General features: G+C 46.9%; 20 protein-coding genes. 14 read left to right on the top strand and 6 right to left on the bottom strand.

The annotated features are described in order from the left end of the window. The first annotated feature begins 194 nt into the window (after window positions 1–194). From AC1DE7_RS11035 to AC1DE7_RS11005, 7 genes are all read left to right on the top strand, one after another. On the top strand, window positions 195–1,238 hold the full coding sequence (locus tag AC1DE7_RS11035; protein WP_477534375.1) for an SPFH domain-containing protein: 1,044 nt from the start codon (window positions 195–197) through the stop codon (window positions 1,236–1,238). 71 nt (window positions 1,239–1,309) lie between these two features. After that, on the top strand, window positions 1,310–2,284 hold the full coding sequence (locus AC1DE7_RS11030; RefSeq protein WP_340390619.1) for a diacylglycerol kinase catalytic domain-containing protein: 975 nt from the start codon (window positions 1,310–1,312) through the stop codon (window positions 2,282–2,284). Window positions 2,285–2,367: 83 nt separating this feature from the next. Next, window positions 2,368–3,081 (top strand): response regulator transcription factor, encoded by a 714-nt coding sequence (locus AC1DE7_RS11025; protein WP_477534374.1) that lies wholly within the window; start codon window positions 2,368–2,370, stop codon window positions 3,079–3,081. After that, window positions 3,078–4,076, top strand: a complete 999-nt coding sequence (locus AC1DE7_RS11020) for a sensor histidine kinase (protein ID WP_477534373.1) — start codon at window positions 3,078–3,080, stop codon at window positions 4,074–4,076. Before AC1DE7_RS11025 ends, AC1DE7_RS11020 begins: the two co-directional genes overlap by 4 nt. A 189-nt stretch (window positions 4,077–4,265) precedes the next feature. Beyond that, window positions 4,266–5,036, top strand: a complete 771-nt coding sequence (locus AC1DE7_RS11015) for an ABC transporter ATP-binding protein (protein ID WP_017687815.1) — start codon at window positions 4,266–4,268, stop codon at window positions 5,034–5,036. After that, window positions 5,011–6,969 carry an ABC transporter permease gene (locus AC1DE7_RS11010; protein ID WP_282320960.1) on the top strand — a complete coding sequence of 653 codons (1,959 nt, stop codon included), beginning with the start codon at window positions 5,011–5,013 and terminating at the stop codon, window positions 6,967–6,969. Before AC1DE7_RS11015 ends, AC1DE7_RS11010 begins: the two co-directional genes overlap by 26 nt. 144 nt (window positions 6,970–7,113) lie before the next feature. After that, window positions 7,114–7,455, top strand: coding sequence for a cupin domain-containing protein (locus AC1DE7_RS11005; protein ID WP_282322145.1), 342 nt, complete (start codon window positions 7,114–7,116; stop codon window positions 7,453–7,455). 264 nt (window positions 7,456–7,719) lie between these two features. Here the strand turns inward: AC1DE7_RS11005 and AC1DE7_RS11000 are convergent, their stop codons facing one another. Genes AC1DE7_RS11000 through AC1DE7_RS10980 form a run of 5 tightly spaced genes read right to left on the bottom strand, consistent with a single transcriptional unit; the run spans window position 7,720 to window position 10,514 of the window. Further along, the gene (locus tag AC1DE7_RS11000; protein WP_036613395.1) at window positions 7,720–8,019 is read right to left on the bottom strand and encodes a metal-sulfur cluster assembly factor; all 300 of its coding nucleotides are present in this window, start codon (window positions 8,017–8,019) and stop codon (window positions 7,720–7,722) included. Window positions 8,020–8,050: 31 nt separating this feature from the next. Beyond that, window positions 8,051–9,283, bottom strand: coding sequence for a hypothetical protein (locus AC1DE7_RS10995; protein WP_477534372.1), 1,233 nt, complete (start codon window positions 9,281–9,283; stop codon window positions 8,051–8,053). Window positions 9,284–9,296: 13 nt separating this feature from the next. Beyond that, window positions 9,297–9,902 (bottom strand): DUF2249 domain-containing protein, encoded by a 606-nt coding sequence (locus AC1DE7_RS10990; RefSeq protein WP_477534371.1) that lies wholly within the window; start codon window positions 9,900–9,902, stop codon window positions 9,297–9,299. Then, the gene (locus AC1DE7_RS10985) at window positions 9,889–10,263 is read right to left on the bottom strand and encodes a hypothetical protein (protein WP_477534370.1); all 375 of its coding nucleotides are present in this window, start codon (window positions 10,261–10,263) and stop codon (window positions 9,889–9,891) included. Before AC1DE7_RS10985 ends, AC1DE7_RS10990 begins: the two co-directional genes overlap by 14 nt. A gap of 17 nt (window positions 10,264–10,280) precedes the next feature. Continuing rightward, a complete protein-coding gene (locus AC1DE7_RS10980; protein ID WP_036613358.1) occupies window positions 10,281–10,514 on the bottom strand; it encodes a DUF2249 domain-containing protein in 234 nt (77 codons plus the stop codon). Window positions 10,515–10,834: 320 nt separating this feature from the next. On the opposite strand from AC1DE7_RS10980, the gene moaA reads away from it, so the two are divergent. Genes moaA through AC1DE7_RS10950 form a run of 6 tightly spaced genes read left to right on the top strand, consistent with a single transcriptional unit; the run spans window position 10,835 to window position 20,016 of the window. Next, complete coding sequence (moaA, locus tag AC1DE7_RS10975) at window positions 10,835–11,836, top strand: GTP 3',8-cyclase MoaA (protein WP_282320964.1); 1,002 nt, start codon at window positions 10,835–10,837, stop codon at window positions 11,834–11,836. Between the two features lie 57 nt (window positions 11,837–11,893). Next, window positions 11,894–15,646, top strand: coding sequence for a nitrate reductase subunit alpha (locus AC1DE7_RS10970; RefSeq protein WP_282320965.1), 3,753 nt, complete (start codon window positions 11,894–11,896; stop codon window positions 15,644–15,646). Continuing rightward, window positions 15,636–17,105: a nitrate reductase subunit beta gene (gene narH, locus AC1DE7_RS10965; RefSeq protein WP_253501249.1), complete on the top strand. Its 1,470-nt coding sequence runs from the start codon at window positions 15,636–15,638 to the stop codon at window positions 17,103–17,105. Before AC1DE7_RS10970 ends, narH begins: the two co-directional genes overlap by 11 nt. Next, complete coding sequence (gene narJ, locus AC1DE7_RS10960) at window positions 17,090–17,782, top strand: nitrate reductase molybdenum cofactor assembly chaperone (protein WP_282320966.1); 693 nt, start codon at window positions 17,090–17,092, stop codon at window positions 17,780–17,782. The genes narH and narJ overlap by 16 nt, the downstream gene beginning before the upstream one ends. Next, entirely contained in the window at window positions 17,779–18,504 is a 726-nt protein-coding gene (narI, locus tag AC1DE7_RS10955; RefSeq protein WP_310336437.1) for a respiratory nitrate reductase subunit gamma, read from the top strand. Before narJ ends, narI begins: the two co-directional genes overlap by 4 nt. Next, window positions 18,505–20,016, top strand: a complete 1,512-nt coding sequence (locus tag AC1DE7_RS10950) for a nitrate/nitrite transporter (protein ID WP_253501243.1) — start codon at window positions 18,505–18,507, stop codon at window positions 20,014–20,016. It begins immediately after the preceding gene. Between the two features lie 125 nt (window positions 20,017–20,141). Here AC1DE7_RS10950 and AC1DE7_RS10945 read toward each other — a convergent pair whose 3' ends face one another. Beyond that, window positions 20,142–20,843, bottom strand: coding sequence for a Crp/Fnr family transcriptional regulator (locus AC1DE7_RS10945; RefSeq protein WP_253501240.1), 702 nt, complete (start codon window positions 20,841–20,843; stop codon window positions 20,142–20,144). 71 nt (window positions 20,844–20,914) lie between these two features. On the opposite strand from AC1DE7_RS10945, the gene AC1DE7_RS10940 reads away from it, so the two are divergent. Next, window positions 20,915–21,643, top strand: a complete 729-nt coding sequence (locus AC1DE7_RS10940; RefSeq protein ID WP_477534369.1) for a YwiC-like family protein — start codon at window positions 20,915–20,917, stop codon at window positions 21,641–21,643. The last annotated feature ends 119 nt before the right edge of the window (window positions 21,644–21,762 follow it).

Raw genomic sequence — 21,762 nt, 5'->3', positions numbered from 1 at the left:
ACAAAGCAGGTAAAGAGATCGGATCATATGATTCGGTCTCTTTATTTTTTGCGGAAAAAATGAGGTTCAGACTTCATCCCTTTCTCTAAATAGGCATATAAACATTTTGTTAATGTCGTATTGACAATATTGAATCCATTTGTTATCATTTCGATAATATCAAAACGACAATATTAAGAAATGGGGAATGAGCCATGTTTGGATTCCGATTTGCGAAATTTCAACCCAGTGAATATGTCATGAAAGTAAAAAATGGTGAGGTACAACGTCAAGGTGTAGGATTGTCCTTCTATTATTATGAGCCGACCACATCGGTAGTGGTTCTACCCGTATCCTCGGTGGATGTACCGTTCATGTTCGAAGAGATTACAGCGGATTATCAGACGGTTACTGTGCAGGGGCAATTAAGTTATCGCATTGTGGATTATTTGAAAATAACCCAGAGCCTGAATTACACGTACAATTTGCGCAAAAATCGGTATATCTCCGACGACCCCGGCAAGCTGGATCAACGGGTGATCACCACAGCCAAAGTACTGACCAAGAAACATCTGGAGCAAATGCCGCTGAAAGAAGCTATTCAATCCAGTGAACGGCTGGCAAGCAGCATGAAACGCGAGGTTGTGCAAAGTGAAGAGTTGGAGAAATTGGGCGTTGAGTTGATGAGTCTATCGATTCTGGCCATTCTGCCTAATAAAGAGACGATGCGTGCATTGGAAGCACAGGCGCGGGAAGAGATTTTGCGTCAGGCAGATGAAGCGCTCTATGTACGTCGCAATGCCTCCATTGAACAGGAAAGACGAGTGAAAGAGAACGAACTAAACACTGAAATTGCCGTAGAGACGAAGAAACAGCAAATTCGTGAGACCCAATTGCAGACAGAACGCTCGGTGAAACAGAAACAAAACGAGATGGAGCAGGAGCAGCTTCAGTTCAATACAGCGATGGAGGAACGGAAGCAACAACTGATTGAGTTAACCATTGCCAATCACAATGCCGAGGCAGATGCAAAAGCGTATGAGATTGCCGCCGTGATGAATTCATTGCAAAATGTACAGCCGAATGTATTGCAAGCAATGGCGAATATGGGCATGAATTCTGATAAGCTGATCGCACTTGCATTCCAGGAACTGGCTGAAAATGCTAGCAAGATTGGGCAACTTAATATCTCTCCAGATCTGTTGCAGGGATTGATGTCTCCTGCGCCAGGCAGAGATCAGGGAGGTCGAGCGAGATGAGATTAGGAAGAAGAGAGCAAGCAGAGCAGGCAGGGAAATCAGTACGTCAGCAGGCCACAACGGACGATCGAATGACCGAACACAAGCTGATTTTGGTGAAACGCCGGACCCGACTGGAAGAGCTGGTGGTTCGATATAACACGGTGCAGCAAGCTCAGTTCTATATTGAACGTCTGGGCGCAGACTTCAGTGATTATATGGAGGAAGACCGTCGTTATCGGCTATCTGTGCAGCAGGCCCAGCAGCAGCTGGGTCAATTGGGACGGGTTCAGACGATTGATCGGGAACATGTGCCCAATTTTATCTTTGGAGATCAGGATATCGTGGTCGTGGTTGGACAGGATGGGCTTGTAGCCAACACCCTCAAATACGTAACCGAGCAGCCGCTCATCGGTGTGAATCCGGATCCGATGCGTTGGGATGGCGTGTTATTACCTTTTACCGTGGAGGATCTGAGCTTCATTGTTCCTGATGTCATTCGAAAGCAACGAACCTTGAAAGAAGTCACTCTCGCCAAAGTGGAACTCAATGATGGACAGTATCTATATGGTGTGAATGATCTGTTCATTGGTCGGAAGACACATGTATCGGCTCGTTATGAAGTGCGTTTGGGTTCATCCACAGAACAACAATCCTCTAGTGGTATTATTGTATCCACAGGCATGGGATCGACAGGCTGGTTCAAAAGTGTGTTGGCGGGAGCCACGGGAATTGTTGGATCGGCTGCATGGCAGAACTTGAATTCTGAAGCAGAGGTCGCTACAGCATCGGCATCCATTCATGGGAGCAGGCAAGAGCTGAATCATTTTAACTGGGATGCGCCGTACTTATATTTTTCAGTACGTGAACCGTTCCCGAGCCGGACGACTGCGGTCAATCTCGTGTTTGGACAGATCCATTCAAAGCAACCACTGCACATTGTATCCCAGATGCCAGAGGATGGTGTTATTTTCAGCGATGGGGTCGAGCAGGACTTTCTTGAGTTTAACTCAGGGGTGGAAGCTATCATCGGGTTGGCAGAGAAGAGGGGACGTCTGGTGGTCTAAACCTTTATTTTCAAGCCGTTTCCGACTAGAATGGTTAACTAGATGTGATACACTGACGTCAGGAAACGGAAAGAGGGTTAACGATGCAGTCGATATTGTTGGTTGAAGATGATGCCAAGTTAGCAGGATTGCTGGCGGCTTATCTGACCCGAAATGGATTCCAGGTACAGGTCACAGATGATTTCCGTCATGTATTGGATGAATTTGTGAAGATGGAACCGGATCTGGTACTGATGGATGTGAACTTGCCTCAATATGATGGTTATTATTGGTGCAGACAGATACGCACACATTCCATATGTCCTATTTTATTCATCTCCGCTCGTGACAGTGGTATGGATCAGATTATGGCGTTGGAGCATGGGGCGGATGATTATATTACAAAGCCTTTTCAATATGAAGTCGTTCTTGCCAAAGTCCGCAGTCAGCTGCGCAGAGCCTATGGTTCTTACGCTGCTGTGCACCAGGAAGTAAAGGTGAAGAACGGTCCCTTGATCCTTTATCCTGAGCGATTCGTATTGGAATATGATGAACGCTTAATAGAGCTGACACAGAAGGAAGCCATACTGGTGGAAGCGCTGATGGCGAAGGCGGGGCGAGTTGTCAGCCGAGAAAAATTGCTAGAACAGATGTGGGAAGATCAGCATTTTATCGATGATAATACGTTGAATGTCTATATTACACGTGTTCGCCGGAAGTTGAAGGAGCTGGGTGCTGAAGAGATTTTGGAGACGGTTCGCGGAGCGGGTTATCGTGTGTTAGATCTGGATTCGTCCTCACAGGGGAAAGGGAAATGAGACTTTTCCTGAAAGACCACCAGATGTTAGTTGGATTTTATGTGTTACAGATGCTGCTGGTTCCGTGTGTCTACTGGCTCTCTGGTGAGGGCCGTCCGATGAAGATTGTCCTTTATGGCATGCTGATCAGTACGGTGGTACTGATGGTCTATCTGGTCATACGTTACCTCCAGCTACGAGCGTATTATCGTCTACTTGAACAACCACGTAAACGGGTAAACGAGCCTTTCCAAACGCTTGGAAATTCGGTCGTGGCGGAAGCCATCCAGCAATTGTTACATGAACTGGAGCGTAATCGGCAGAACGAGATGGGGCAGTTACGTACTAGCAAGGAACAGCAGGTGGTATTCATGAATCGCTGGGTTCATCAGATGAAGACCCCGTTGTCCATTATCCAACTGACCTTGGAAGATGTGGACGATGAGACGGCGGGCAGTATTCAGGATGAGTTGGATAAAATGCGCAAAGGACTTGAAATGGTCTTGCATTCATCACGGCTTGAACAGTTCGAAGGGGATTTCAGGGTGGAACTGTTATCCTTGCATGAGGTGCTTCGGAGCAGTATAGCGGAGAACCGACGTTTATTTATTCGTAGAGGCATTACGCCGGATATCCGTATGGAGGGCGACCTTCAGATCTACAGTGATTCCAAGTGGCTGCGGTTCATGTTCACCCAGATTTTGACCAATGCCGTGAACTATTCCGATAGAAAATCAGGCAAAAAAGTGATCATTATCGGCTATAAACAGGAAGAGCGTACAATCCTGGACATTCAGGATGAGGGAATCGGCATCTCGTCTGAGGATATTCATCGCGTGTTTAATCCCTATTTTACAGGCGAACGGGGCAGACAATACCATGAATCTACGGGAATGGGATTATATCTGGTCCGTGAGATCAGTGCCCGCCTGGATAACCGTGTCGAGTTGTTTTCTGAGCCAAATGAGGGAACGTTGGTCAGATTCAGCTGGGTTCATACGAAATATCCGAAGTAAAGAGCGCTTTGCCCATGGGCGAGGTGCTTTTTTTAATGCACAGAAGTGTCATAGAGAAGGCAGGGGAACAGAACCTTAAACGCGTTGTAAGGGAAGTTTAAGGTAATTCGATAGCACCGTTACGGGAGGTCGGTTAGGATAAGAATAGAATTAACGTATAAAGAATGATGGATCAGGAGGGAATTACGTATGGAAATGTTACAGGTATCAGGACTGAACAAAGTATATCAGGGCAAAGTGCAGACTCAAGCCCTTAGTGATATTCATCTCACAATCAAACAAGGTGAGTTTGTGGGTATTATGGGCCCGTCGGGCAGTGGCAAAACCACATTGTTAAACATGGTCTCCACCATTGATGAACCCAGCTCCGGCAAGGTGCTGATTAATGGCATGAACCCGTTTGATATGAAAAAGAAAGAACTTGCCATGTTCCGGCGTCGGGAACTCGGATTTGTCTTTCAGGATTTCAATCTGTTGGACACGCTGACGGTTGCTGAGAATATTGTACTTCCACTGACACTGGACAAGGTCAAACTGAAGGAGATGGAGAGCAGACTACATCGCATTACAGCGAAGCTCGGGATTGATCATATTCTGGATAAACGAGTCTACGAAATTTCGGGTGGACAGCGACAACGAACAGCCATTGCTAGATCCATGATCAATATGCCTTCGATTGTTTTGGCGGATGAACCCACCGGTGCCCTGGATTCTACGTCATCCCAAGCGGTCATGGAGTCACTTGAACAGATTAACCAGCAGGAGAAAACGACCATTATGTTGGTTACACATGACCCGCTTGCTGCAAGTTATTGCAACCGTATCGTGTTCATCAAGGACGGAAAGCTGGCAGCCGAGGTACACCGCGGAGATAATCGACAGACGTTTTTCCAGCGGATCATTGATACTTTATCCTTCTGGGGAGGGAATTCACATGAGCTTTCCTCAGTTCGCGTTTAATAACATCCGTCGTAATGGGCGAGCGTATATTGCTTTTTTTCTTAGCAGTGTGTTTATGGTCATGATTTTCTTCGCGTATGCGGTATTTATCTATCATCCATATGTGACAGAGTTGCCAATGGGTGACACAACCGCTACGGGGATGCAGATCGCTTCGATTATCGTATATGTGTTTGCATTTTTCTTTGTTATGTATTCCATCAGTGCTTTTCTCAAATCTCGGAATAAAGAGTTTGGCATTCTGACCATACTTGGTGCAGAACCCGCACAGATTCGGAGATTGGTCATTTTGGAAAACATGTTGATCGGCTGCCTGTCCATTATTGCCGGTATCGGCGGAGGTATGTTGTTGTCCAAGTTGTTCCTGATGTTAACCACTCGTTTTATCGGGATGGATGATCTGCCTTTTTATTTTCCCGTGAAAGCGATTCTGATTACGATCGGGGCCTTTCTGTTATTATTTTTCTGCATTTCACTTTTCACATTGATTTTTATAGGAAACAAACGGACGTTAGAACTTCTAACGGGAACCAACAAACCTAAAAAAGAGCCCAAAGCTTCATGGTTCTTCTCACTTCTGGGTTTTGCATTACTTACAGTAGGTTTTGTGGTACTCCGCAACGGGTTAAATGGCGGAACAATCATGCTTGCAGCAGTAACAGGGATAGCCGGGACGTATTTCTTCTATTCACAACTTTCCGTGCTCATCATCCGTTTATTGAAGCGTAATCGTAAAACCGTATGGCATGGTACACGTCTGTTGTGGATCTCAGAGATGAGCTATAAAATGAAGGATAATGCCCGCATGCTCTTTATGGTGACCGTGGTGATTGCGATTGCTTCAATGAGTGCGGTTGTAATTTTGTCACTGGATCAAGAGAACCGGGAGCAGTTTACAAACAACGATTTTCCAGTCAAATACAATGTGTACACTCCTTCGGATCAAATGGATATGAGCTATATTGATTCGACACTTGAAGCAGCAGGCTTGAGTTATCAGCAAGTGTATCTGGAGTACTTCTGGTCTGATGCGGATCAGAGTGCTGTCTCGGTTATGCCGCTCAGTCATTACAACCGATTCAATGCGATCCAAGGAAAAAAGACGTTCCAATTGGATTCAGCATCAGCATTGTTCGTAGATTCACGTAATGAGAAGGATCAGGATCAGATCGATCGAAACAGGTTTCGCAATTATGCGGAAGGAGAAACCTTGACTCTGAATCTGGAGGATGGCTCATTGCAAGCAAGAGTTACAGCTACGGATGTAGAGCCACGTTTCGCAACCTTGATCTATTCTACAGGTGTAGTCGTTCTCCCAGATGAGAAGTTTGAAGAGATCACACAACAGTTCAATGCAAATAGGTTATCAGGCAAAGTTCTGTACCAGATTCCGGCATGGGGTCATGCTGTACCTGACCGGCACTCCTCGGAAGCCATGGTTAGCGATCAGCTACTGTCGTCCGCAGATACCATTCGAAGCGATAATGCTTCGGATGAGAATTACTCCGGATTTCTGACCACTCGATATGGAGATTTTGAGAGATACAGACAGGGTACAGCACTCTTTACCTTTCTGGGCATATTTATCGGATTAATCTTCTCGATCTCTTCTGCAAGCTTTCTGTATTTCAGACTGCATACCGATCTTGAAGCGGATGGAAAGATGGTGCATTCTCTTTCGAAAATGGGTCTCAGTTTCCAGGAGATGAAACGATCATCCACCGTTCAGATTGCCATTTTGTTCTTTTTACCGATCGGGGTAGCTATCATTGAAACTTTGGTCGTAGTTAAGCCATTCCTGACTGAATTCGGTATTACCAATTATACGATGCCGGTGTTGACTGTATTTGGTGCCTTTGTACTTGCACAGACGTTTTATTTCATCATTATACGTTCGAGATATATCGCTTCTCTGCGCAAAATGATGGTGTAACCATCTTATAAACAAACGACCATAAGGGACCGACTATGATCTGTTCATTTGCCCGTATTTCTTGATTCAGATCAAGGAAATGCGGGCTTTCTTGCGATAAGATGAATGCATTCACAGATTACATTATCGAGGAGGACGATTATGATGACTATCACGTCATTGCAAGAAGTTAAAACATTTAGTGAGGACCGGTTTACGAAACGAGTTTTATTCCAACAGGGTGGTGGAGTGACCTTTGTCCTTCATTTTCTGCCAGGTCAGCAACTTCCCGTTCATAAACATCCGGGCACAGACGTTATTTTGCTGGTGGTCGAAGGCACAGGTACACTTATTCTGGATGGAAAAGAACAAGTGGTGAAACAAGAGGATGTGATCCATTGCGGCGGTGAGGTCGAGTTCGCATTTCATAATACAGGAGATCAGGAAGTTCGTTTGTTCGTGGTTTTAAACAAAGTGCCAGCAGCATCCTATGCAAAGGACATCTAACATCTACTATCAAGGAATCGATAGAATGATTCACTGATCGGTACCAATATAAGGGGAACTCTATTCTGGAGTTTCCTTATTTATTTTTTTTCAAGAATACGCTGCTCCAACATTCGTCCTTCTAGCAATCTCCGGGGTGTAAATCAAGTATGGCTTCCATCGCAAAACAAAAAGCATACCTGGGTCTGAGAACATCAGATTTAAGTACGCTTTTTCGTATTCCGGCAGCAATTTGTTCATTCATCCGGTCACTGTTCATTCTGCCTAGAAGTATCCCAGCATTTCCTTGGCTTCATTTGACATCAGCTGTGGAGACCATTGTGGCTCCCACACGACTTGAACATCAATATCGGTCTTATTTGTATTTTCCTGCAAAACCCATTTCACCGCACCGACAATTGTATCGTGCAACGGGCAACCTGGTGTAGTCAGCGTCATCCGTACATGTACCCGTTCAGGCTCTTCCCTTACTTCATACACCAGACCCAGGTCAACGATATTGACACCTAATTCAGGGTCATATACTTCCTTGAGACATTCCAGCAAATGCGTGGTTTGTTCCATCATGTTCACTCTCCAGTCCACCTTATTAATGTTAACGTCTGAATACCAAAGCAATATTTGTTATATAAATGATGGAGACAAGAGACAGTATCGTCCCTCCAACCATCATGACCTCAGCCAGATTAATCAGAATTCCACTGATAAGCAAAAGGCTTCCAACGACCATGGCGAGCATACCCCAATTGACATACCGTTCACTCAGCATACCTGCCATCAGCGGTGTTCCGGGTCTGCCTGCCTGCTTGCCATATTTGTGGGTCCACCATAGAAAAGGCACGATTTTGGAGGCATAACCAAGTATGGTGAGAGACACCCAACCCCCGAGATATAGCCATCCAGACAGCAGAACAACACGTGGATGGAGCAGCAGTTCAGGCCCTTGCGAGGAATAGATCAGTAGGGCAACAGCATATACAGCAAACGCACGGCTTACATAGACAGACCAGCGAATGCCCGGACCTGGGTTACTTTTGTGCCGTTTCTCCTGAATTTGCTCCAAGTGATACACATAGAAGAGAAGGGCGGCGGTTAGAAGTAAGAGCGCAAGCCAGAGCAATCCTCCCTTGATACCTGTCAGAAATGCGACAACACCTGTAACTACAGCTGCATTCCACAGAACCAGGACCACTTTTTGCAGTCGAATGGAATAATCGTGGGACAGGTAGAACATCGGAAGCATTTTGTAACTGAAGCCGGTAATTAACATGCCAAACCAGCCAAGTGTTCCCATCCAGATATGTGCACCGAATAATCGTTCATGCAGACCATTCCAATCACCAAAGGCAAAATTCAGACCCATCAGCATACCGGAAAGCCCGGTTAGAACCAGATAAAGACAGGAACAAGCTGCACTGATCGTTACCGGATTCCACTGTGAGGCACGGATGAGGGTAACGGCCATATTCCATCCGAACAACAGAATGCCAGAGAGAGCGAGTGTAGCAGAACCTGCAATCCAGATGACATCTGCACGGATGAAGCCGTATAACATGCCTACGATTCCGATACTGAACAAGAAATAATGACAATAACCAAGAAACAGACTGTAGATATTGGATTGCAAAATAACATGTATCAACTGATAAACGGCACCCATAGCCAGCATGGTTGCCCACCCGAGCACAAACAGATGGGCATGAAACCAGCCTTCGGGTCCTCTGAGTTCATCACCAAGCCAGCCTGTCAGCGAGAGCAGGGAGAATGCGTGATACATTACAAATCCAAAGATGCCCGTGATGATAAAAAGAAACGGCAACCTGGACATGGCCTTTGCCTCCTTACCCTTTTTCAATTCTCACTTTGGCCGTACCATCGGCTTGATCTTCAACCGTGTAGGTGCAACCGAGATTGTTCAACTCTTCAATCAGGAATACAGGTACACGGTCATTGTGAATCAGTACGACTTCCCCAGGTTTGCAACGTTCCAGAGCGGCAAGTGTTCGCATCATGGGCTGTGGAGGTTCCAATCCGCGATTGTCCAGTATAACTTTGGGTGCCTGTGGAGTTTCAATGTTTGCAATGGTAACAACTTGCTCCTCCGGATGTCCTTTGCATGAAGCGGATTCTTCGTCTGAACCGGGCTTAGAATCGACTTCCAATCCAGATAAAACCATTGCAGATAATGCTTTGGCACCGGTTTTATTTTTTTTGTGCACAAACGTGGTAACCCAGTGATCTGAACCTTTTCGTTCCGATGTGCTGGAGTATCCTTTCATCTTGAGAATACCGAGCAGGGGCGTTGGTTTGAATGGAGCATGTAGTACAAAGACATCTTCATGCTGAAGGCCTTTGACCGTGTCCATGATCAGTTGAAACGGCTCCAACTTTTTACTCAGATGAAGACGCACATCCAATTCAACAATATGGACATCAGATGGAGACATGTGTGTTCACATCCGATCCTGCACTAGCTACATCCGCCTGCTGTACCAACTGCAGAGATGATTCATACAGGGCGGCCATTCCACCGTACAGCGCATAGAAGAATGACTCCGGCGCATCGAGGGAGAAGGACAGATAGGCTTTGGGGTCCATGCCGAGCAAACGCTCAAAAAGTCTTGCACTGTCATAGGCGTAAAAACAGAAATGAGTATATTCGAACACAGGCATTTTTTCGTAAATGGTGATAATCTCTTGCGCATATTCTGCTTGCTCACGCTGTGCCAATTGAACCATGGTTGTGGCGTCTTCCAGCCGCAGCGTGATGCGAAGTGTAGTATCGTCAATGATTTCAACGTGCGCCATAGCCGTTCAGCTCCAATCTATAATTTACTGATTTTGACTTGGAAGGTTGTAGGACCCTGCTCAATATACTCCCAGTTGAAGCCATCGGGATGTGTGGATTGAAACTGGAATCGAAGAGGCTTTGGATCGTGATCGTTAATAAGCAACATGGATTCCTGTGGTTGCAACTGATCAAACGTTTCGAAAATAACTTTATGTTTCAAATGCGGTGGATACTCCGTGGCATTAATGGTTGCTGCGTATGTGTTCATGTGTCATTCCTCCAAATAGGGATAGTGTGGTGTTGCAATTTGATTATAGAAAACGTGAGGAGGGAGCTGTGTGAGCCTGCTCACACTTTTTCTTTTGCCATAATTTTGCCTTATTTAGACCAGAATCCTGTTTGGTAAAGGATTACAGAGCATATATAAATGTGCAACTGTGCGCTATGTTTCACTTCTTGTGATATTTTGCACAGTTCGCCGAGCGAGACATCCTTATATTTAGCGTCAAGATGACAAGCGATGAGAGGAAGAAAGTTCCCTCCTTCAGCCGATGTTAAGACAGCACCCTAGAGAAGGGAGGTACGTGTATGGAATCAAAATTAATGGACCCGTTTGGAAGAGTGCATGATTATTTGAGAATTTCGGTTACGGATCGTTGTAATCTCCGCTGTGTGTATTGCATGCCGGAGGAAGGAATGCAGTTTGAACCGACAGAACGCATCCTGTCCTATGAAGAAATCACGTCCATCGTTAATGCGCTTGCTCCACTGGGCATTCGGAAATTGCGTTTGACCGGAGGAGAGCCTCTTGTTCGTAAGGGGCTGGATCAACTGATTGCGATGTTATCCGCTATTCCGGGAATTGAGGACATCGCATTGACAACCAATGGCATCTATTTGGCAGCTTATGCGGATATGCTGAAGGCTGCGGGACTAACTAGGGTGAACATAAGCCTGGATTCTTTGAAGCCAGAACGATTTGCAAGCATTACTCGAGGCGGCAAGGTGCAACGTGTGCTGGAAGGCATTAAGGCCAGCCAAAAGGCCGGATTTCATCCGATCAAGCTGAACGTGGTGCTGATGAAAGGCGTGAACGACGATGAGGTGGAAGATTTTCTGCTGATGACTCGGGATGAACCAATTCATATTCGGTTTATTGAGTACATGCCTATTGGTGAAAGTGGAGAAGGATGGAGATCAGGATATATGCCCCTCGAACATGTACTGGAAACATGTGGAGCGCGATGGGATTACGAAAGATGTGGAGAGATATACGGGAATGGACCTGCGGACAGTTATCGCATAGTGGGGGCTGCTGGAACCTTTGGTCTGATTCACCCGGTGAGTAGCCATTTCTGCGGGAATTGCAATCGGCTGAGACTGACGGCAGACGGTAATATCAAACCTTGTCTCTACTGGTCGGATGAATTCAATGTTCGTCCACTCGTAGGTGATGACAAGGCGGTGCAGGATTTATTTTACAAGGCGCTCGGAGCCAAACCCGAAACACATGACATGTTAAAAGACTTAAACGGGCAACAGATCGACGGCAAGCCAACGTTGCGACATATGTCGCAAATCGGAGGTTAGCAACAGTAGTTCAGGATTCAATTTGCGTCAACAGGTCATATATGTGGGAGGACAACAATGAGTAACAAAAGCATGCCCTGGATGGGCAAACTCAAATATTTTGCCAAACGTGAAAAAAGTGCGGAGGGCTGGAGTGAAATGTCCCCGGTCAACCGGGATTGGGAAGATGTCTACCGCCGCCGCTGGCAGCATGACAAAGTGGTGCGTTCCACACACGGAGTCAATTGTACAGGATCATGCAGCTGGCAGATCTATGTGAAAGACGGCATTGTCACTTGGGAAACGCAGGCTACCGACTATCCTTCAACCGGACCGGATATGCCGGAATTTGAACCCCGTGGATGTCCACGCGGAGCGAGTTTTTCATGGTATCTGTACAGCCCGCTACGTGTCAAACATCCTTACGTACGTGGTGCATTACTGGACATGTGGCGTGATGCGCTTCAGACGCATGGTGACCCGGTTCAAGCATGGTCCAGCATTGCGGATGATCCGGCCAAAGTGAAAAGATACAAATCGGTCCGTGGTAAAGGGGGATTAATTCGCGCGTCATGGGGTGAAGTGACACAGATTATCGCCGCTTCGCTGATTCATACGATCAAAGAATACGGGCCAGACCGGATTATTGGTTTCTCTCCTATTCCTGCAATGTCGATGGTCAGTTATGCAGCAGGATCACGCTTCTTATCTCTGATGGGATCACCATTGCTTAGTTTTTACGACTGGTATGCCGATCTCCCACCGGCTTCACCTCAGATCTGGGGCGATCAAACGGATGTGCCGGAGAGCAGCGACTGGTACAATTCTGGATACATTCTGGTATGGGGCTCCAATCTGCCAATGACGCGGACACCGGATGCCCACTTCCTGGCTGAGGCACGTTATCGGGGAACAAAAGTGGTGTCGATCAGCCCGGATTATGCGGAGTATGTGAAATTCGCAGATACGTGGATGTCGGTAAAACAAGGAACGGACGGCGCTTTGGCGATGGCTATGGGCCATGTCATTCTAAAAGAGTTTTATATTGAAAAACCTACGGACTATTTCATGCAATATGCCAAACAGTATACGGACTTTCCAAATCTGCTGATTGTGGAAGAAAAGGACGGCGTACACACAGCAGGCAGATTTCTAGTTGGGGAAGATCTGGGCATCACAGGTAATAACATGGCTTGGAAAACGCTCGTTTACGATGAAAACAGTGGAACCTATGCGATGCCGAAAGGAAGTTTGGGCTTCCGTTGGGGTGAAGAAGGCACATGGAATCTCAAAATGGAACAGGTGGAGAACGGTGAGCCGATTGATCCAAGACTATCCATGCTCGGCGTCCATCATGAACTTGTAACGATTCAACTGCCGTACTTTGATGATGAGGGAAAACATGTCATGGAGCGGCAGATTCCTGTACGTCAGATATGGTTAGGAGAAAGGTGGATTACAGTAACAGCCGTATACGATCTGGTGCTTGCCAAATACGGAATTGAACGTGAAATGACGCGTTCTGCGGATTCAGCAGAAGTAGTCAATGGTGTGGAACAGTTGAGTGTACGTGTTAACCATGGAGATGAAATCTTGCATGCACCACAGGTAAAACCATTCACTCCAGAGTGGCAAGAGAAAATCACTGGTGTGGACCAAGAGACTGTCGTACAGATTGCACGTGAGTTCGCACAGAATGCGATCGATACCAAAGGTCGTTCCATGATCATCATGGGAGCCGGTATTAATCACTGGTACAACTCCGACGTTATCTATCGCGCCATTATTAACTTAATTCTGATGACAGGTTGTCAGGGTGTGAATGGTGGAGGCTGGGCCCATTATGTTGGTCAAGAAAAATTGCGTCCGGCTGAAGGATGGCAGACGATTGCCTTTGCTCGTGACTGGACCGGACCTGCACGTCTGCAGAACGGAACATCCTTCTTCTACTTTGCAACAGATCAATGGAGATACGAGGAGACCCAAGTGGGAGAGTTGACTTCGGCGCTTGAAGGTGAACCGCGGTTCCAGCATGTGGCTGATTATAATGTGATGGCTGCGCGTATGGGCTGGCTTCCATCCTATCCACAATTCAATCGTAACTCGATTGATCTGCATCAGGATGCGCTACAGGCCGGAGCAACGACGAAGGAAGAGATTGGCGCTTATGTTGCTTCCGAGCTACAGAACAAAAATCTGAAGTTCTCGATCGAGCAACCGGATGATCCGGCGAACTTCCCGCGTGTACTATTTGTCTGGAGAGCGAATCTGATCTCAAGTTCTGGCAAAGGGCATGAGTATTTCCTGAAACATCTGCTCGGTGCAACGAACGGATTGCTGAACGATGACGATCATGGACTGCGCCCAGAGCATGTGGAGTGGGTGGATGAAGCACCGGAAGGCAAGCTTGACCTGATGATCAACATGGATTTCCGTATGGCAGGTACAGCGATGTATTCCGATATTGTGCTGCCAGCAGCGACCTGGTATGAGAAAAGCGATCTGAGCAGTACGGATATGCATCCGTTCGTTCATCCATTCAACCCGGCGGTAGCCACGCAGTGGGAATCCCGTTCTGACTGGGATACCTTCAAGGAAATCGCACGTGTATTCTCCGAGATGGCTGCGCAGCAATTCGATGGGCCGCAGAAGGAGATCATCGCTACACCACTCTTGCATGATTCACCGGATGAGCTTGCTCAACCGTACGGAGAGATCAAAGACTGGAGCGCGGGAGAATGTGAAGCGATCCCGGGGAAAACGATGCCGCATATTCAGGTCGTGGAACGTGATTATGCTGCCGTATATAACAAAATGATCAGTCTAGGACCTGTGGTGAAGGATAAACCAATCGGTACCAAAGGCATATCCTGGTCTGCCAGTGAAGAGTATGAAAAACTCAAGGGTATTCTGGGCGTGCATCGTAAAGATGGCGTTGGACAAGGGTGTCCGGATCTGAGCACCGACCGCAATGTTGCGGAGGCCATTCTGACCTTGTCCAGTACAACGAACGGCAAGATGGCTGTACGTGCGTGGGAAGCGCTTGAACAGAAAACGGCATTGCATCTGAAAGATTTGGCTGAGGAACGATCTGAGGAATGTTTTACATTTGACGAGATCACTTCCAAACCGAAAACGGTCATTACTTCACCTGCATTCAGCGGATCGGAAAAAGGCGGACGCCGATATTCGCCATTCACCACCAATGTGGAGCGCCTGATTCCATGGCGTACATTGACCGGCAGACAGCAGTTCTATATTGATCATGCGATGCTCCGTGAGTTCGGAGAGACATTAGCGACATTTAAACCTGTGCTGAAGCATACGCCGTTCCATCCGAACAGCAAACGTCCGATCGAAGGTGGCAAAGAAATTGTCCTAAATTACCTGACACCGCATAACAAGTGGTCAATCCACAGTATGTACTATGATGCGTTGCCGATGCTGACGTTGTTCCGAGGTGGCCCGACAATCTGGATGAACTACGAAGATGCAGAAGAAGCGGGACTGGTCGACAACGACTGGATCGAATGTTTCAACCGTAACGGGGTAGTCGTTGCCAGAGCCGTAGTAACACACCGTATTCCTCGCGGCATGGCTTTCATGTATCACGCCCAGGACCGTCACATTAACGTTCCGGGTACCAAAATATCACAGACACGTGGGGGGACACATAACAGTCCGACACGTATTCATGTGAAGCCAACGCATATGATCGGTGGTTATGCCCAGTTAAGTTATGGCTTCAACTACTATGGCCCGACAGGCAACCAGCGTGACCTCAATGTCATCATAAGAAAACTGCAGGAGGTGGATTGGCTTGAAGATTAAAGCACAAGTCAGTATGGTCATGAATCTGGACAAATGCATAGGGTGCCATACATGTAGTGTAACATGCAAAAACACCTGGACTAATCGTCCAGGTGCAGAATATATGTACTGGAACAATGTGGAGACCAAGCCAGGGGTCGGTTATCCAAAACAATGGGAGGACCAGGAGCGTTATCGCGGTGGCTGGGAGATGAAGAATGGCAAACTGGAATTGAAGTCCGGCACACGGGCAAGACGCTTGCTTAACATTTTCCATAACCCGGATCAGCCTACCATTGACGATTATTACGAGCCATGGACATACGAGTATGAGAAACTGACGAACAGTCCGGAGAAAAAACATCAGCCTGTAGCACGACCAAAATCCCAGATCACTGGTGAATATATTAATCTGGAGTGGGGGCCGAACTGGGAAGATGATCTGGCAGGTGCCCATGTAACCGGGATGGAAGATCCCAATATGAAGGGTGTCGAGGACTCGATCAAAATGGATTTTGAACAGGTATTTATGATGTACCTGCCACGAATCTGTGAACACTGCCTTAATCCGGCCTGTGTGTCCTCTTGCCCTTCCGGAGCGATGTACAAACGGGAAGAAGACGGAATTGTACTGGTTGACCAAAATGCCTGCCGCGCATGGAGATTCTGTGTATCGAGCTGCCCATACAAAAAGGTCTATTTCAACTGGCAGACGAACAAAGCCGAGAAATGTACCCTTTGTTTCCCGCGGATTGAAGCGGGCCTGCCAACGATCTGTGCCGAAACCTGTGTGGGACGTATCCGTTATATCGGCCTGATGCTGTATGATGCAGACCGTGTTGAAGCCGCTGCTTCCGTTGAAAATGATCAGGATCTCTATGAATCCCAGATGGATATTTTCCTTGATCCGAATGACCCTGAGGTGATTCGCGAAGCGCGCGAGGCCGGAATTCCAGAGGATTGGATTATTGCAGCGCAGCAGTCCCCTATTTATAAAATGGTTATCGACTGGAAAATTGCGCTCCCGCTTCACCCAGAATACCGCACCATGCCAATGGTATGGTATATTCCACCGCTTAGCCCGATAACCAATCGGGTAGAGGGACAGGGAAGTTCGCTGGAGGCCAATGATATTTTCCCGGCGATTGATAACATGCGTATTCCCGTGGAATATCTGGCCAATCTGCTTACGGCAGGAGATACAGATCAAATCCGTGAAGTACTGCGGAAAATGGCAGTTATGCGCATTCACATGCGTAACCAGCAGACGGGCAAGACCAGTGAATCGGAATTACTGGAAAGAGTAGGCATGGATGCTCAGGAAGTGGAGGACATGTACCGACTGCTCGCGATTGCGAAATACAATGACCGTTTTGTCATCCCGCCAGCTCACCGTGAGGAAGTGGAAGATCTCTTCAGCGAACAGGGCAGCTGCGGACTTGATTTTGCAGGGGGTCCAGGTTCTTGCGGAGTATTCTGATGGGAGAGGAGACAACGACAACGATGACGATCGAACCCAATGAAGGAACAGGTCAGGCTCTGGTTTACGATACGAATACGAGAAGAATGGTCTGTAAACTGATCTCCTATCTGTTGCAATATCCCGATACAGCGTGGAGAGAAGGGTTGCAGGGATTGAAGGAAGCTATACAGTCCATTTCCGATGAGACGGTGAACCAGATCTTGCTGACATTTGTAGATAAAGCACAGGCAGTAAACTCGATTGAGTGGCAGGATTCGTATGTTCGAACATTCGATTTTGATAAAAAGTGTAACCTCTATCTCACGTATGCTCTTCATGGAGATGAACGGGATCGGGGCCCGGCTCTGATTGAATTGAAACGCAGATATGAAGCTGCGGGATTTTATATGGAAGTGAGTGAGTTGCCGGATTATCTGCCTATGGTGCTTGAATTTGTAGCTGAGGCGCCCGAGGAAGATGCCTTGGGTGTGCTCTCCAGCTGCCATAAGGCTCTGGTCACGATGACCGAAAGCATTACGGGACAGAACAGCCCATATGGACCATTGCTCAGTCTGATGTTACAGGTCATTCCTGAGCCCCCAGCTCCTGATGTACCCAAACAGGAAGAAGCAGCTAACCAACAACCTGAAGATCTCATGCAGATTGCGGCTCAGATGAGGAGGGGGAATCGGTGAGTACACTGGAACTTTTGTTATGGGGCGCTCTTCCCTATATGGTCATTGTTTTCTGTATTACGGCAACGATCTGGAGATATGTGACGAATCCCTTCAGTTGGACGTCCAAGTCGAGTGAGATGCTGGAGAAACGAATGCTAAAATGGGGAAGTTTACTCTTTCATATCGGAATATTCGCCGTAATCTGTGGACATATTGCCGGTTTACTTGTTCCGGTGGAGTTCTATCGCTGGATCGGACTGAGTGATGAAGGATATCACTTGATGGCTATCGCAGGAGGACTGCCTGCGGGGATCATTGCATTTGCAGGTGCAGTCATTCTGCTGGTTCGCCGTTATGTTGCTCGCCGGGTCCGGGCGACGAGCAGCATCGGGGATTGGCTGGCCCTTGTCATGTTGATCATTGTCATTGTCACCGGAATACTGGCGACCTCGGCCAATGCGGTGAATCACACAGGTTTCGACTATCGAACAACGATTAATCCATGGTTGCGCGGTCTGATCGTATTCCAGCCTGATCCGGTTCTGATGCAGACGGTACCTCTGAACTTCAAAGTACACATTCTGCTCACTTTTGTACTGTACTGCGTGTTTCCATTTACTCGTCTGGTTCACATGCTAAGTATGCCACTGGGTTATCTGAAACGCAGTTATGTGTTATATCGCAGGAGAGATGGAGCTGTGTATCCGAATCAGGAACAAAAAAAGGAAAGGGCGATGTAAATGCAACATAAAGGAAAGGTTCAACTGCCCTTGCAAACCGCAAGTCTGGTTCTTGGTTTCATGGTATGGGTTATCCTGTCATCTCTGATGCCATTTATTAAAGAGGATATTGCGCTTACATCTTCCCAGCTTGCATGGGCAACAGCGATTCCTGTATTGATCGGATCGATTGCCCGTATTCCGATTGGTTATTGGACGAATCGATATGGAGCACGTAATATTTTTATGATTAGCTTTGTCCTGTTGCTGGCTCCTGTATGGTGGATTAGCCGTGCGACATCGTTCAGTGATCTGGTGATAGGTGGACTGTTCCTCGGTATTGGGGGAGCTGTCTTCTCCGTCGGTGTAACTTCACTGCCCAAATATTATCCGAAAGAGCGACATGGGTTTGTTAACGGGATCTACGGAATTGGTAACCTGGGGACAGCACTGTCTGCATTCGGAGCCCCGCTGATTGCTGATCGTATGGGGTGGTCTACGACGGTTCTGCTCTACAGTATTCTGCTACTAGGAATGGCAGCGCTGAATTTTGCTTTGGGAGACAAAAAGGAAACTCGTGTTAATGTTCCGCTTATGCAGCAACTGAAGGCCATATCACGCAACAATAAACTATGGTTGCTCTGTTTATTCTATTTTCTGACATTTGGTTCGTTCGTGGCATTTACGGTATATTTGCCAAATTTCTTAGTCAGTCACTTCCAGATGGACAAAGTCGATGCAGGTATTCGTACAGCGGGATTCATTCTCGTTGCTACCATCATGCGACCTATTGGAGGCTGGCTTGGAGATCGATTTAATCCGTTCAAAATATTAATGTTTGTCTTCGGCGGATTAACGATTGCAGCGATTGTATTATCTTTCGCGCCGTCATTCTATATCTACACCATTGGATGCCTGACTGTGGCCTTATGCGCAGGGACAGGTAACGGAACTATTTTCAAATTAGTGCCAATGTATTTCGTTAAACAACCAGGTGTGGCAAATGGGATGATCTCGGCTATGGGTGGTCTGGGCGGATTCTTCCCTCCGTTGATGTTGACTTTGTTGTACAGCATGACGGGACATTATGCCATTGGTTTCATGGCTTTGTCACAGATCGCGCTGGTCAGCCTGATACTTGTGATCTGGATGTTCTACCAAGAGAAGCTTCAGTTATCTGCCAGCATTCTGGAGAATACAATTGAAGCGATTCTGATCACGGATACGAATAGTGTCATTACTTCCGTGAACCCGGCCTTCACTGCGGTCACTGGTTATAGCGCTGAAGAGGCGGTTGGACAGAGGCCAAGTCTGCTGAAATCTGGCAAGCAAGATAAACGATTCTATGACCAATTATGGTTGGAATTACGTGAAAAAGGATATTGGCAGGGCGAGATATGGAATCGGAAGAAAAACGGAGAGATCTATCAGGAATGGCTGAGTATAACGGCGATCCGTAATGAAGCTGGCGAAGTTAAATATTATGCGGGCATGTTCAGTGACATGGGCAGGCCAGAGCTCACAATCGCCTGATACATGTATCGGTAATTGTGCATACAGCAAGAGACCTTAACATCGATTGCAGGCGTTAAGGTCTCTTTTTGCACACATAGATTGGTGTAGGGGGTGTGGGTGAAAACCACAGTGGAGCTGAGTGGTCACGCATCCCTTTGTTGCTTCAATGCTTGTAAATCAAGAATGATGATCCGGCTACGATCCACTTCGAGCAAATGCTCTTTTGTAAGCTGGTTCAGAAGCCGATTCGCTGTTTCCCTTGTAGTTCCGATGGAATTGGCAAACTCCTGGTGTGTCATGGGCAGGTTGATGATAATTTGTTCGCCATGTGTCTGCCCGTGCTGCTCTGCGAGCATGAGAAGGAAGGAGAGCACACGGTTGCGTACATCCTGACCAGAGAGCACCTGCAATTTGTCCTGTAGTTCACGTATTTTGTCTCCGAGTACGCGCATAATTTTGATTGCAATCGATGGGGTACTCAGCATTAATCGTTCGAACAATCTGACAGGTATGGCCAGTAGTTCGGTAGGCGTAATCGCTTCAGCGGTAGCCGGGTAGGGGTGCGCGTTAAAAAAGCCGGTGTGTGGGAACATATCTCCTGTTTTGAGGAAAGAGACAATCTGTTCATGTCCATTCTCATCCGTTTTATAAGCTTTTACAATTCCGGTACGAATGAAAAAAACAGCTTCTTTTTCGCTACCTTCGCTAAAAATGACCGTTTTCTTGTGAATACTTCTGGAAATGGCGATATCTTCGACCTGCTTCAATTCTTCGGGGCTAAGGTCCTGGAAGATGGGGAACTGTTGTAGAAACTCCGCTGCTGAATCTTTGTTTACCCTGCTCATGAGAATCTTTCCTCTCTGTGTTCATATTTCTGAACTTCGACATCATTCAATCCTAGGAGGTTAACTGTGAAGTGAAAACCAATACGCATTCAATCGTTATCCCTCATGAACATGGCGGCTGGGCCATGGTTAGTGTACCTTTTCTGGTAGGTATGATTGCAAGTGGGCCGCAGTGGCTGCATGTGCCCTTATTTGTAGCCTGGCTTGGACTATATCTAACCGCGTATCCGTTACTGCAGTCTTTGAAAAGAAATGCCAATCGACATCGCTTATACAAGTGGTCTGCAATCTACGGTACAGTGGCGCTAATCTGTCTAATCCCACCTGTTCTGGGTCAGACCTCACTACTATTCTTTGGCCCGGTTCTGGGCGGATTGTTGCTCGTAAACATCTGGCAAGTAATACACAAAGCAGAACGCTCGCTTACCAATGATCTGTGTGCCATGCTGATGTTCTCTCTAGGGGGAGCAGCTGCTTATCTCATTGGAAGCGGGCACTGGGACTTTAGAATGGCAATCGTAGTTTTGTTTTCTTTCTTACATTTTACAGGAAGTACGTTCTTTGTGAAATCGGTCTTTCGAGAGCGAACGAATAAGAGTTGGCTGATGCTAACTCGACTAGTACATATCCTTCTAATTCTCATACCGATCGTGATCGGATATCCTTGGATGTCTTTGGCATATGTCTATTCCGCCGTACGCACCTTCATATATGCAGGCAGAACACTGCGCCCTATGAAGGTTGGTATGATCGAAATTATTGGAGCCGTGCAGTTCCTGCTCTGGTCTATTCTGTTGTAATCCGCATCATTTCATCATAGCGTGATTTTTGAACACAACAGGTGATATAGATCACAACGTCACAGGATTGTTTTTGATTGCTCTGCCAAGGTTAATGGAATGATAGAACATAATTGAAC

Source organism: Paenibacillus sp. 10L310, assembly GCF_056395745.1.
This window is presented reverse-complemented; position numbering and strand designations above follow the sequence as displayed.